At 41.7% G+C, this 14,765-nt stretch carries 7 protein-coding genes and 1 pseudogene; 5 read left to right on the top strand and 3 right to left on the bottom strand.

Annotated elements, in window-relative coordinates:
- Nucleotides 1-588 (bottom strand): aspartyl/asparaginyl beta-hydroxylase domain-containing protein (locus VB714_RS19270; protein ID WP_323226292.1); only part of this gene is annotated, 588 nt, incomplete at its 3' end.
- A 33-nt stretch (nucleotides 589-621) separates the two neighbouring features.
- Nucleotides 622-801, bottom strand: coding sequence for a hypothetical protein (locus VB714_RS19265; protein WP_323226291.1), 180 nt, complete (start codon nucleotides 799-801; stop codon nucleotides 622-624).
- A gap of 12 nt (nucleotides 802-813) precedes the next feature.
- Here VB714_RS19265 and VB714_RS19260 point away from each other — a divergent pair, with 12 nt between their 5' ends.
- The 3 genes from VB714_RS19260 (at nucleotide 814) to VB714_RS19250 (ending at nucleotide 8,635) form a co-directional block, all read left to right on the top strand.
- Nucleotides 814-1,836, top strand: a complete 1,023-nt coding sequence (locus tag VB714_RS19260; protein WP_323226290.1) for a cupin-like domain-containing protein — start codon at nucleotides 814-816, stop codon at nucleotides 1,834-1,836.
- A 57-nt stretch (nucleotides 1,837-1,893) separates the two neighbouring features.
- Nucleotides 1,894-3,084, top strand: a complete 1,191-nt coding sequence (locus tag VB714_RS19255) for an MFS transporter (protein WP_323226289.1) — start codon at nucleotides 1,894-1,896, stop codon at nucleotides 3,082-3,084.
- A 148-nt stretch (nucleotides 3,085-3,232) separates the two neighbouring features.
- Complete coding sequence (locus VB714_RS19250) at nucleotides 3,233-8,635, top strand: AAA family ATPase (RefSeq protein WP_323226288.1); 5,403 nt, start codon at nucleotides 3,233-3,235, stop codon at nucleotides 8,633-8,635.
- A 48-nt stretch (nucleotides 8,636-8,683) separates the two neighbouring features.
- Here the strand turns inward: VB714_RS19250 and VB714_RS19245 are convergent, their stop codons facing one another.
- The gene (locus VB714_RS19245; RefSeq protein WP_323226287.1) at nucleotides 8,684-8,836 is read right to left on the bottom strand and encodes a hypothetical protein; all 153 of its coding nucleotides are present in this window, start codon (nucleotides 8,834-8,836) and stop codon (nucleotides 8,684-8,686) included.
- Between the two features lie 68 nt (nucleotides 8,837-8,904).
- Between VB714_RS19245 and VB714_RS19240 the strand changes: the two genes are divergently transcribed.
- Both VB714_RS19240 and VB714_RS27535 read left to right on the top strand, forming a co-directional pair.
- Nucleotides 8,905-14,322 (top strand): AAA family ATPase, encoded by a 5,418-nt coding sequence (locus VB714_RS19240; protein WP_323226286.1) that lies wholly within the window; start codon nucleotides 8,905-8,907, stop codon nucleotides 14,320-14,322.
- A 148-nt stretch (nucleotides 14,323-14,470) separates the two neighbouring features.
- Nucleotides 14,471-14,765 (top strand): annotated as a pseudogene (locus VB714_RS27535) (B12-binding domain-containing radical SAM protein); the annotation flags it as partial.

The raw sequence follows: 14,765 nt of genomic DNA, 5'->3' as shown, positions 1-14,765 counted from the left end.
GCGATATTCTTCCGTTTCATTCCAGGCTTCGTGGAGAAAAGTATCGTCAAAAATCAAACTTTTTCCTTCTTGCCAATAAGCGGTTCGATCGCCAACGCGAATGCGACAGCCTGACTGGGGTTCAGGAATTTTTAAACCTAAATGATAACGAATTAAACCTTTATGTTTTCCTCGGTGTTCGGGAATATGTTTATGAGGGGCTAGGATTGAGAAAAAGGCAGCTTTTAAACCTGGAATTCCTTCTAATAACTTCGCTGTTTCCGGACATTGCTGGCAATTTTTTTCTGCTTTATAACCAAAGGCATAAAAAAAGTAAGTTTTCCAGCGATCGTCATCAGTGATATTAGCTTGTCTGCTGGAAATTTGTTGATAATTGGGTAAGTCATTGACGCGATCGAGGACAGCATCAAGTTCTTTACGAATCGTTAACCAATTTGCTTCTAAATTTTTTGCCCACGGAAATTGCTCAACTTCAAAAAAAGCTGAGTCTCCGACTAAAGAATATTTTCCGACTAAATCTTCGAGCCAAGAAAGATTTAAAACTGTTTTTTCTAAATTTTTGACTAAAAAGTTAGTTGGATTGACCATTATTTTTTCCCTGATTGTTGTTTCTCTTGTGAATTAACGCCGAGTAAATCCCGCAATATTGTCCAAACTGACAAATCGACTTCCGATTATACCCGAGGAGCGATCGCGCTGCCAAGAAAATTTGAGAAAATAGCGATTGTTGGTGACAGTTGGGAAAACTGGCTGCAAGAGAAAGCCAAAATTGGCACGAGGTGCTTTATAATCAAACTTCACTATTTTGTCGTATTGCAAACAACCGTACCTGACGAACTCATGACAGTAGAATTGGAGTCTCGACCCAAGTTAAATTTAGATCGGTCAATTCCTGCGATCGCACGAGTTTCGCTTGCCGATCTAACTAAAAAAGAATTTGTCAAACAATACCAAAATCCCGGAATTCCGGTAATTATGACGGGGTTACTAGAAGGAAAATCTAGATGGGATTTAGATTTTCTTTGCCAAAAATTAGGCGATCGCCAGTTTCTCTTACGACAATACGGAAAGCAGCGCTATCAACAAGATAAACGTCAATGGGACAATATTGGTAGTGGGGTTCAAACAGAACGGAAAGCCTTTCAAACTTATGCTAATCTGTTACGCAGTGGAGAGGCAAAAGAAAAGGACATTTATTTAGCAAAATGTTCAATTAATGAAACACCGCTAAAACAGGAAAAAATAATCCAGGAAGCTAGGCAAAAAATTGTTGAGATTGGACTTGATAAACCCATTAGTCATTTTAATATTTGGGTTGGCCCTAGCAGTCATGTCGAATGTTTGCATTACGATCAAATGGATGGTACGCTAATTCAACTCTACGGCACTAAAAAAGTTATTCTTTTTCCTCCCTCGCAAACCCCTAATCTCTATCCTTTTTCGATCTTTGTCCATTTATATCGCGGTTTAGAAATGCGATCTTGGTTTAGTAAGTTGTATCCCGAACAACCTGATTTTCAAGCCTTTCCTAATTATCGCAAAGCTCTCCCTTACAAGCAAGAAGTTCTCCTCGCACCAGGAGAAATTTTATATATTCCTGCGGGTTGGTGGCATGAAGTCAGTGCTTTAGGAAATACTTTAGGCGATGATATGGTCTGTTCTATTAATCGTTTTTGGCGCGTTTACCCAACCTTAAGGGCAGTTTTTTCTTGGAATCGCTGGCGGGGATATTTGGGCAGTGCTTTTGCTGTTCCTCATCTGATTGTAAGTTTAATTTTAGCATTTTTTAGTCGCGATCGCGAACAAAAAATCAAGAAAATTATGCAGATGCTCTAAAATTCATTCCTAATGGAAAATTTTCCTTTTCTTTCTTCCCCCATACTTTTTTAATCAATGGAATTTACTTGGCGCGATCGCTCATTGTTTGTTTTATTGGCAACAGGGTCTTTAATTGTGATGACAGGAGCCGTTATTGCTCCAATTTTACCGGAAATTATTGCTCAACTGCATCTCGATCGCACTTTAGCCGGTTATTTGGTCAGTACCCATTATTTAACTGTTGCCCTTTTTAGTCCCATTTTAGGACTATTAGCCGATCGCTTTGGTCAAGTAAAGGTTTTGGTTATTTCTCTCGTGTTTTACGCCTTATTTGGCATGGCTGGGGGGTTAATGAATGGTTTTATTCCCCTATTAATTACCCGAGGATTAGTTGGGGCTGCTAGTGGTGGTATTGCCGCCGCTAGTTTAGGATTATTAGTTAAGCGTTACGAGTCCGCAGAAGCCAGGGCTTTAGCGATCGCCTATGTTTCTAGTGTCTTGGCGATCGCTAATATTATTTACCCCATTTCTGCGGGTTTATTGGGGTTATTAGGATGGCGGGTTGCTTTTTGGTTATATGGGTTAGCAATTCCTTTTGCTTTACTCGTTATTTTTGTCTTTGAACAACCGGAAAAATCAACAACTTCAGCTCAATCTTTATCGTCAATGGGTGGAGATTCTCAGGAGTTAAAAAAGGTTATTAGTAATCCTTTAACATGGCAATTATTTTTAACCCTTGCTTTTACAGCAGCAACAGCTTATGGGGTTGTAATTAATCTTCCCATTCATCTTAAAGCAACGATTAATTCAGGGACTGCGATTAATGGTATTGCTTTAGCATCTCAAGCGATCGGATCTGCGCTGGTTTCAGCATTTGGCGTGCGGAAATTAGCGCGACGTTTAGGACTTGTGCCTGCAACAGCATTGGGGTTTGGTATTGTTGCTTTAGTTTTAGTCGCAATTCCTCAATTCGATCGCCTTTATCTGTTCTTATCGGCAACAATTTTGTTAGGGGTAGGATTTGGTATTGTTATGCCTAATATTTACACCCTTTTATCAAATCTTACCTCTTTAGAACTGCAATCTACTATTCTCGCAGCAGGGACGGGGACGAATTTTCTCGGGCAGTTTTTTGCCCCAGCATTATTCGGTTTTTTGTTAGGCGATCGCCCTTTATACCAAGTTTTTTATATCGCCGCCATCGTCCCGTTACTTTTAGGATTTTTGCTTATGTTCACCGCTAAAATAAATTTATCTAAGCGCTAATTTATTCATTTTTATGAGCTAGTTTTGCGATTTTTAGGTTCTAGATCGAATTGAGAGCAATGAAGCACGGAAAAAGGATAATATAAGGCATAAGGCTTCTTGTAAAATGGGGGTGTCTGTCAAGATTGGGACAGAGGAAAGAATCAAAATGCCAGCACAACGAAACGCGATCGCCAATAGTCTACTCTACGAAAGCGATCGCATTCTAATCTATCGAGGCGATCGCGCCTGTCATGAGAAACCGGTTATTCTGAAAACATTAAAAGCAGCCCATCATACAACGGAAGATTTGGCTTGGTTTCAGCGAGAATACGAGATTACCCGCAATCTTAATATTTTAGGCGCAGTAAAGGCTTATGATTTTTGGGACGATCGCGATCGCCCAACTATTGTCCTCGAAGATTTTGGCGGAGACTCTCTCACAAAATTAGCATTAGCAGGCAATTTAAGTATAAGTGAGTTTCTCGAATTGGCGATCGCGATCGCCGATTGTCTCGGTCAAGTTCACGAATCGGGCATTATTCACAAAGATATTAATCCCAGTAATATTGTTTTCAATCCTGAAACCAAACAGGTTAAAATCATTGACTTTGGTATTGCTACCGTGCGATCGCGGGAAATTGTTGCGTTTCGTAACGCTAACACTCTCGAAGGTACTCTCGCTTATATTTCCCCAGAACAAATCGGACGTATGAACCGGGCGATCGACGATCGCAGCGATTTCTATTCCCTCGGGGTGACTTTTTACGAACTGTTAACGGGACAATTGCCTTTCACAACGACGGATCCCGTCGAACTCATTCACTGTCATATTGCCAAACAACCTGTGAGAAATGGGGAATGGGGAATAGGAAATATAAGAGAAGTCCCCTTTGTAGTGAGAGAAATTATTCTCAAACTGATGGCGAAGAATGCCGAGGATCGCTATCAGTCGGCTTATGGTTTGAAAGGGGATCTCGAAACTTGTATCCAACAATGGTACAAAAATCAGCAGATCGAAGCGTTTATTGTGGGAGGGAACGATCGCGGCGATCGCTTACAAATTCCCCAAAAACTTTATGGCCGCGATCGGGAAACTGCTACTTTATTGACTACTTTTAAACAAGGACTCGATCGCCAACAACCAACCCTCTGTTTAGTGAAAGGTTATGCAGGTATCGGGAAATCGGCCTTGGTAGCGGAAGTTCACAAACCCATTACAGCACGGCATGGCTTCTTTGTGGCGGGTAAATTCGACCAATTACAGCGCGAAACCCCTTATTCCGCGATCGCCCACGCCCTCGGCGCTTTGATGCGACAATTGTTAGCAGAATCAGAAACGGAATTGCAACGATGGCGAAAAGAGCTACAAGCAGCCTTGGGGGATAATGGACGGGCGATCGGTGAGATTATCCCCGAACTGGAACTTATTATCGGACAACAGCCTGATATTCCGCAACTGGGGGCAACGGAGAGTCAATATCGCTTTAATTTAACCCTACAAAATTTTATTCGCGTTTTTACCCAAGGCGATCGCCCTCTCGTTCTTTTTCTCGACGATCTGCAATGGGCGGATTCTGCTTCTTTAAGTCTGTTAAATTTATTGATGACAGCACCAGACACAGGTTACTTCTTTTTTATTGGAGCTTATCGCGACAATGAAGTAGATGAGGCGCATCCCTTGATGTTGACATTGAATACTATTCGCGAAGGTGGTATTGCAGTTTCTGAAATTGCCCTCGAACCTTTGTCCTTAGCGGATATTGAGGGATTTGTTACCGATGCACTCTTCTGTTCTCCCACTTTAGCACGCCCTCTTGCAGAATTGTTACAAGAGAAAACAGGAGGTAATCCTTTTTTTCTCAATGAATTTTTCAAAGCACTCTATGCCGAAAAATTGTTATTTTTTGACTCTCAACAACAGAAATGGCGGTGGGATGTGGCGCAAATTCGCAAGAGAGAAATCACTGCCAATGTAGTAGAATTACTCGCCCAAAAAATTGAGAAACTGCCGATCGCCACAGGACAGATGTTACAATTTGCTGCTTGTATCGGCAACGAATTTGACTTATCTACTTTAACCGGAATTGCCAGAAAATCTTCTTTAGAAGTGGCGATCGCCCTACAAGAGGCGATCGCGGAGGGGCTTCTTTTTCCTTTAAATGAAAACTACAAGTTAATCGAAGCAAAGATAAAAACAGAGGCAAAACTACGCTGTAAATTTGCTCACGATCGCATTCAACAAGCCGCCTATTCTCTCATTCCTGATTGGGAAAAACGCCGCATTCACCTCCTTCTCGGACGACAATTATTAGTCGAAACACCCGATCGTCAACGCGAAGAGAAAATTTTTGATATTGTTAACCAATTAAACTTGGCTCGTCCCTATATCGTCAAGCGATCGGAAAAGAAACAGTTAGCAGAGTTGAATTTAGAAGCAGGAAAAAAAGCCAATCGATCGGCAGCGCGGCGATCGGCATTTACCTATTTAAAAATAGGGCTGGAAGTATTACCCCCCCAGAGTTGGCAAAACCAATATGATTTGACTTTAAAACTACATATTGAAGCTGTAGAAACTGCTTATATTTGTGGCGAATTTGCAGTTATGGAAGAGTGGACAGCATTGGTTTTAGAAAAGGCAAAATTTATCCTTGATAAAGTTAACGTTTATGAGACAAGAATTCTCAGTTATATTGCGAAAAGTCAACCCAAGCAAGCCGTAGAGAGTGCCTTAGAAATCCTAAAGCTATTAGGAGTAAAATTGCCGCAAAAACCAAATAAACTACATCTTCTTTTAGCACTAGGTCAAATTAATCTTGCTCTCATTAATAAACAACCCAAAGACTTGCTCGATCTTCCCCCCATGAAAGAGCCAACTAAACTCGCAGCACTACGAATTTTAGCCAGTGTTCTTTCTGCTGCTTATTTTGTTAATACTGAATTATTTGGACTTATTGCTTTAAAACAAGTTAGCTTATCTCTAAAATATGGTAATGCGCCTTTATCCGCTTATGCTTATTGTAATTATGGTTTAATTCTTTGTGGTATTTTAGTTATTATTAAAAAGGGATATCAATTCGGTCAACTGGGTACAGATTTATTGCTTAAATTAGAAGCAAAAGAACTCAAGTCCAAAGTTTTTATGATCTTCAATACCTTTATTTTTCATTGGCAAGATCACCTTAAAAAAACATTAAAACCTTTACTTGCAGGCTATCAAAGTGGTATAGAAACAGGAGATATCGAATTTGCGGCCTATTGTTTGGGAATTTACAATAATACTCTATTTTTTAGCGGCAAAAATCTGAACCAAACTCAACAAGAAATTAATAATTATAGCCAGAAAATCGAACAACTCAAACAAAATCAAGCAATCTACAGAATTCGACATCTTCAGCACGCCCTTTTTGAGTTAATGGGTCAAACGGAAAACTCTCCCGGTATTGCAGGAAAACCTTACAACGAACAAGTATTATTAACAATTCATCAACAGGAAGGCGATCGCGGCGCTCTTGGCTATTTCTATATCCTCAAATTGCAGCTTTGCTATTGCTTTGAATCTTACAAGGAAGCCGAGAAAAATAGCCTGCAAGCTGAGGAATATCTTAATAGTATGCGGGGAGGTTATAGCTCTGTACTTTTTTACTTCTATTCTGCCCTCACTTATTTGGCAATTTATACCCATGCTTCTAAAGATAAACAAAAACACTTGCTCGATAAAGTCAACACTTATCAGAAAAAAATGCAGAAATGGGCGCATCATGCACCCATGAATTTCCTGCACAAATACAACCTCGTCGCAGCCGAGGGCGATCGCATCCTAGGTAAATATGCAACAGCTGCGGATCTCTACGATCGCGCTATTCAAGAAGCCAAAGAACACCAGTATACCCAAGAAGAAGCACTGGCTAACGAACTTGCAGGAAAATTCTACCTTGCTCGGGAAAAAGAAGCGATCGCCCGCGCCTACTTGCAACAAGCATATCTTTGTTACGATCGCTGGGGCGCAAAAGCGAAAACTCAACGCCTCATACAAAAATACCCGCAGTTTTTTAGCACTCCTGTACGCGAAGCATTTCTCACTCATATCCGCAGTACGATCGCCGGTACTCGTACCAATACCCCCGCAAATACCCTTGATTTTGCCAGCATTCTCAAAGCATCTCAAGCCCTCGGTAGCGAAATCGTTCTCGATCGCCTCCTCGCTCAAATGATGCAGATTATCCTCGAAAACGCCGCCGCTCAAAGAGGAATCCTGATCCTCGATCGCGAGGGAACTTGGCAAGTAGAAGCGGAAGTTACTCTCGAACCCGATCGCGTCCAAGTCTTGCAATCTCAACCCCTCGATCGCCTTCCTACTTCTGTGCTGCCTCAATCTGTCCTCACTTATACGATCCGTACTCGCAAAGCCATCGTCCTCGATAATGCCGCCGAAGGAAGCGACTTTGCTCGCGATGAATATTTTCAAAATGTCTCCCCTCAATCTCTGCTTTGTATGCCTCTGTTACATCAGGGAAAAATGATGGGGTTGCTTTACCTCGAACATCACGCGAGTGCGGGAGTGTTTAGCCGCGATCGCCTTGAGGTTTTGCAACTATTAACCGCACAAGCGGCGATCGCCCTCGAAAATGCCTTATTATATGCCAATTTATCCCGCGCTAATGCAACCCTCGAGCAAAAAGTTCAACAGCGCACGGAAGAAATTCATCAGAAAAATAGCGACCTCGAAAAAACCTTGATCAATCTCAAACAAACTCAAGCGCAACTGATCCAAGCTGAAAAAATGTCAGGAATTGGTCAAATGGTAGCAGGAGTCGCCCACGAAATCAATAACCCAGTTAGCTTTATTTACAGCAATCTTACTCCGGCTCGCACTTATATGAAGGACTTGTTCCACCTATTAGAACTATATCGCGAAGAACATTCCCAACCTTCCCTCAAAATTCAAGAAACCGAAGAAGAAATGGAGCTTGAATTTGTTGCAGAAGATTACCCGAAACTTTTTGACTCGATGCAAAATGGAGCCCAGCGTATAGAAACAATTGTTAAAGGATTGCGCGTATTTTCTCGTCTTGATGAAGCAGAATATAAAACCATTGACATCCACGAAAACATTGAAAGCACGCTTATTTTGTTACAATATCGCTTGCGAAATACCAAAGAATTTCCGACCATTCAAGTGCTTAAAAAATATGGCATACTCCCGAAAATTACTTGTTATGCCAGTCAACTCAATCAAGTCTTTTTTAATATTCTGACGAATGCTATTGATGCCTTGAGGGAAGGCGATCGCGCATCCTCCGACGCTCCCACCATTCGCATTCAAACGGAAATTCTAGGGGAAAATTCTGTTAGAATTGCGATCGCCGATAATGGGATAGGAATGGATACAGTAACGCGTCAACGAGTGTTTGAGCCGTTTTTCACCACTAAACCCGTAGGAAGCGGGACGGGTTTGGGATTATCCACAACTTATCAAATTATTGTCGAACATCATAAAGGCGCGATCGCCTTTCAGTCGAAGTTGGGAAAAGGAACAGAGTTTATCATTGAAATTCCCGTGCAGAAATAGGACCATTTTCATATAAGGCTTCATATTGCATTTGTCTAACTCTCGATTTTATCTAGCAATATGATAACCCACGGTGCGGTGTAATAGCCTATCTATAATATTCGCAAATTGTGGGATTGCGATCGCATCACAACGAAATACGATCGCGATCGCACTGGATTTCTTTTTATCTAAATAAAATTGGGCGCATGGGGGGAACATGAGTGTTAAGCAAAATGTGCTTTAAGGCTTTGGTGCGTGCGCTAAGATCGCCATAGGGAAAAATAAAAATGTTAGCAGAAAAAAACCTGACTCAAGATCGGCAACTCTACGAAAGCGGACGCGCTCTCATCTACCGGAGATATCCCAGCGTCAACGAACAACCTGTTATTCTGAAAACTTTAAAAGCGAACTATAGTACCGCCGAAGGTTTGGCTTGGTTTCGGCGAGAATACGAGATTACTCATAATCTTAATATTGCGGGAGCAGTAAAGGCTTACGAGTTTTGGGACGATCGCGATCGCCCCACTATTGTTCTCGAAGATTTTGGCGGGGAATCCCTTACAAAATTAGCATTAGCAGGCAACTTAAGTATAAGTGAGTTTCTGGAACTGGCGATCGCGATCGCCGATTGTCTCGGACAAGTTCATGGGGCGGGTATCATTCACAAAGATATTAATCCCAGTAATCTTGTTTTTAATCCTGAAACCAAACAGGTTAAAATTATTGACTTTGGTATTTCTACCGTGCGATCGCGGGAAATTGCCCTGTTTCGCAATGCCAACACCCTCGAAGGTACTCTCGCTTATATTTCCCCAGAACAAACCGGACGCATGAACCGGGCGATCGACTATCGCAGCGATTTCTATTCCCTCGGGGTGACATTTTACGAACTATTAACGGGAAATTTGCCCTTTCAACATTGCGATCCCGTTGAACTGGTTCATGCTCATATTGCCAAAACACCTCGGACTTTAAGTTCCAATCGCTCAGTGACAAATATTTTAAAAGAGATTCCTTTGTTATTGGAGGACATTATTCTCAAATTGATGGCCAAGAATGCCGAGGATCGCTATCAGTCGGCTTATGGGTTAAAGAAAGACCTCAAAACCTGTTGGGAACAATGGCATCAATACCATAGCATAGAACCTTTTCCCCTCGGTTGTCACGATCGCGGCGATCGCTTGCAAATTCCCGAAAAACTCTATGGGCGCGATCGTGATATTGCTGCTTTATTGTCCACCTTTGAGGGAGTGATTCGCCGAAAACAGCCAGCACTGTGTTTAGTGAAAGGCTCTTCCGGTGTTGGTAAATCAGCTTTAGTTGCTGAAGTTCACAAACCGATCGCGGCGCGGCGCGGTTTCTTTATATCGGGTAAATTTAATCAACTTCAGCGCGAAACTCCTTATTCGGCGATCGCGCAAGCCCTGAGTGCCTTGATGCGGCAACTTTTGGCGGAACCTGAAATTGAACTGCAACAGTGGCGAGAAAGGCTACAAGAAGCCCTCGGGAATAATGGGCGAGTTATAAGCGAGATTGTCCCAGAGTTGGAACTTATTCTCGGACAACAACCAGAACTTCCTCAACTGAGGGCAATAGAGAGTCAAAATCGCTTTAACTTAACTTTACTTAATTTTATCCGCGTTTTTACCCAGATAGACCATCCTCTGGTTCTCTTCCTCGATGACCTGCAATGGGCGGATACTGGTTCTTTGGGGCTGTTGCATTTATTGATGACAACAGTTGACATGGGCTATTTCTTGCTAATTGGGTCCTATCGCGATAATGAAGTGGATGGGGCGCACTCTTTGATGTTGACATTGCGTAAAATTCGCGAAAGTGAGATTGAAATTTCGGAAATTGCTCTCACTCCTTTGCCCTTGGGGGAAATTGAGAAATTAATTGCCGATACCCTACTTTGTTCTCGCACATTAACACAATCTCTCGCAAAATTGTTGCAAGAGAAAACTGGGGGAAATCCTTTCTTTCTCAATGAATTTCTCAAAGCCCTATATGAGGAAGAATTGCTACATTTCGACTCGAAACAACAGGAATGGTTATGGGATATTAACCAAATTCGCGATCGCGAAATGACAGCAAATGTCGTGGAATTATTGGCGGAAAAAATACAAAAACTGCCGATGGCAACGCGGCAGATGTTACAGTTAGCAGCTTGTATTGGTACTGAGTTTGACTTGTCCGCCCTTGCCAGTATTTCCGAAGCATCTTCCTTGGATATGGCGATCGCAGAAGGGCTTATTTTTCCTTTAAATGCAAGCTACAAATTAATCGAGGCGAAGATAGAAACAGAAGCACAACTACGACTCAAATTCGCTCACGATCGCATTCAACAAGCGGCCTATTCTCTTATTCCTGATTGGGAAAAACGACGCATTCATCTCCTCATTGGACGACAATTATTAGAGAAAACTCCTAGTGAAGAACGAGGAGAAAAGATTTTTGATATTGTCAATCAATTGAATTTAGCTTGCTCTTATATTGTCAAGCGATCGGAAAAAGATGAGTTAGTGCGATTGAATTTGGAGGCGGGGAAAAAAGCCAAAGCATCGGCAGCACGGCGATCGGCTTTGATTTATTTACAAACAGGTCTAGAACTCTTACCTTCTTCGGGTTGGCAGGAACAGTATGATTTGACTTTATCATTATACATTGAAGCAGCAGAGGTAGCCTATGCTTGTACTGAGTTTGAATTACTAGAAGAGTTAGCAAAAATTGTCCTGCAATGCGCTCATTCTGTATTAGATAAAGTACGAGTCTATGAAGCAAAAATAAGCGCTCTTGTTGCTCAACATCAAGCAAATGAAGCAATCGAAACAGCATTAGAGGTATTGCAATTATTGGGGACAAAATTACCTCGAAAACCAAACAAGCTACATATTTTGCTGAGTTTAGTCAGAACTAATTTAGCCTTGGCTGGAAAACAGATTGAAGAATTGGCTGAATTACCTCCCATGGCTGATTTACACCAACAAGCGATCGTAAAATTGCTGGCCAGTATTATTCCCGTTACTTATCAATCGACTCCTCAGTTATTCCCGATAATTGTTTTAGAAATGATTCGTCTTTCTATACGATATGGAAATAGTTCTGTTTCTCCTTTAGCTTATGCTTGTCACGCCATCATTCTTGGTGGATTGTTAGATGACTTGGAAGCAGCTTATCAATTTGGTCAACTGGCGCTCATGCTAGTTATAAAATCACAAGATCGAGCCGTAAAAGCGAAAACTTTAATGCCTGTTAGTGCTTTTGCAACACATTGGAAAAAACATCTCAAAGATATAGTAGAATCTTATCTGGAGGGATATCAGGCAGCCATAGAAGTTGGAGATATAGAATATGCTGCTTATTCTTTGTTAAATTATTCTATTATATCCTTTCGGAGTAGTGAGAAATTATTTACTCTTAAAAAGAAAATACAAGAATTGCATATAAAATTAACCTCTTTAAAACAAAAAAATTCTATCTTTATTCATCAGCAACTTATTCAAAAAATCTTGTTGCTCGAGACAATTTCCCAAGATTCTTGGGAAAATCAAATTGAATTGTTTTTTCAAGAAGAAAACTTATCTTTATTTGTTGCCCAGCACAAAGAAAAAAATAACGTACAATATTTCTTCTATTTTCAGAAAATCACCCTTTATCTTCTCTTTGGAATACCCGAAAAAGCCATTATTTTTGTCCGCAAAGCAGAAGAGTATTTGGATCGCGTAATTAGCACATCTGATTTTGTTGTCTTTCACTTCTACGTGGCTCTTGTTTTGTTGGCTATTTATCCCCATACTTCTAAACCCAAACAAAAACATCTCCTTAAAAAAGTTAATGCTTACCAACAAAAAATGAAACGATGGGCGCATCATGCACCCATGAACTACTTACACAAATACTACCTCATCGAAGCCGAACGCCACCGTATTCTCGGTAAACTTGAAATTGCCGCCGATCTCTACGATCGCGCTATTCAAGGAGCCAAAGAAAACGAATATATCCAAGAAGAAGCCCTCGCCAACGAACTTGCAGGAAAATTCTACCTCGCCCGTCAGAAAGAAGCGATCGCCCGCACTTACCTGCATCAAGCATATCGCTGTTACGAACTCTGGGGAGCCAAAGCCAAAACCCAACACCTCAGCCAAACCTATCCGCAGTTTTTCCCGACTTCTTCTCGGAAATCCCCTATAAATGCGACTATCCTGGTTCGCACAACACCCACCAGCACAACGCGATCGGAGAGTATCGATTTCTCCAGCGTACTTAAAGCATCTCAAACTCTAGGTAGCGAGATTGTCCTCGATCGCCTTCTCGCTCAAATGATGCAGATTATCCTCGAAAACGCCGCCGCTCAACGTGGAATCCTTGTCCTCGATCGCCAGGGAAATTGGCAAATAGAAGCAGAAATCACCATCGAACCCGATCGCGTTCAAGTCTTACAGGCTCAACCCCTCAAAGATATCCCTGCTTTCACTCTCCCTCAATCCATTCTCAACTATACGATCCGCACTCAAGAAGTTATTGTTCTCGATAATGCCATCGAGGGAAGCGAATTTGCTCGCGATGAATATTTTGTGAATACCCGTCCTCAATCTCTTTTGTGTATGCCACTCTTACATCAAGGCAAACTCATCGGGCTGCTTTACCTCGAACACATCTCCAGTAAGGGAGTGTTTAATCCCGATCGCCTTGAAGTATTGCAAATTTTAACCGCCCAAGCCGCGATCGCCTTGGAAAATGCCTTGTTGTATAGCAATTTGGCGATCGCTAACCAACAACTTTCCCAAGCGAATACTACCCTCGAGCAAAAAGTTCAACAGCGAACAGAAGAACTACAAGAGAAAAATGGCGACCTCGAAAAAACTCTCACTCATCTCAAACAGACCCAAGCACAACTGATTCAAGCCGAAAAAATGTCAGGGATCGGGCAAATGGTAGCAGGAGTCGCCCACGAAATCAATAACCCGGTTAGCTTTATTTACGGCAATCTCACTCCGGCTCGCACTTATATTGAAGATTTGTTTCACTTACTGGAGCTTTATCGCCAAGATCGTCCGCAACCTAGCGTAGAAATTCAGGAAACCGAAGCAGATATCGATCTCGAATTTATTGCGGAAGATTTGCCCAAACTACTAGACTCCATGCAAAATGGAGCCCAACGCATCAAAACAATAGTCAAAGGGTTACGGCTATTCTCTCGCCTTGATGAGGCAGAATATAAAACCATTGATATCCACGAAAATATTGAAAGTACCATCATGTTATTGCAGCATCGCTTGCGGCATACCAAGGAATTTCCCAGCATTCAAATGCTCAAAAAATACGGAGAACTCCCGCAAGTTACCTGTTATGCCAGTCAACTCAATCAAGCACTGTTTAATATTCTCACTAATGCCATTGATGCGTTGAGGAAAGGCGATCGCGCATCCTCCGACGCTCCTACCATTCGCATTCAAACGGAAATTCTAGGGGAAAATTCTGTTAGAATTGCGATCGCCGATAATGGCATAGGAATGGATGCAGCAACGCGCCAACGAGTTTTTGAGCCATTTTTCACCACTAAACCCATAGGAAGCGGGACGGGTTTGGGATTATCTACAACTTATCAAATTATTGTCGAACATCATAAAGGCGCGATCGCCTGTCAGTCGCAATTGGGAAAGGGAACAGAGTTTATCATTGAAATTCCCGTGCAAAAATAGTAAGGGTTTAGTCACCAAACCCTTACTATTTTTATTCTTGATGATGATAACATTTGTAAAGAAATGCTGGAGAAGATCAAATTCTTCATTCAGATGAAATATAAGTTAGGGATAAATAAAAATTAATTTAGACGGAGAACTAATCTCGATGAAAGCTCTTTTAATTTATCCCCACTTTCCTAAAACTTTTTGGTCTTACGACGCATTCATGAAAATAGCTGGACTAAAGGCATTTATTCCGCCTTTAGGAATTATTAACGTAGCCGCATTACTGCCCGCAGATTGAGAAATTCGGTTTTACGATCGCAACGTTACTGAAGAAACAGAAGCAGATTATGAGTGGTGCGATGTGGTCATTCTTTCCGCTATGCTTGCCCAAAAACCAGACTTTCTCAGCCAAATTCGCAAAGCAGTTCAATTCGGCAAAAAAGTAGCGGTGGGGG

Origin of the sequence: Spirulina sp. 06S082, from assembly GCF_034932145.1 — a bacterium.
Classification (GTDB): Bacteria; Cyanobacteriota; Cyanobacteriia; order Cyanobacteriales; family Spirulinaceae; genus CCY15215.
The sequence above is the reverse complement of the archived record's forward strand: the minus strand, read 5'-3'. Positions and strand labels throughout refer to the sequence as shown.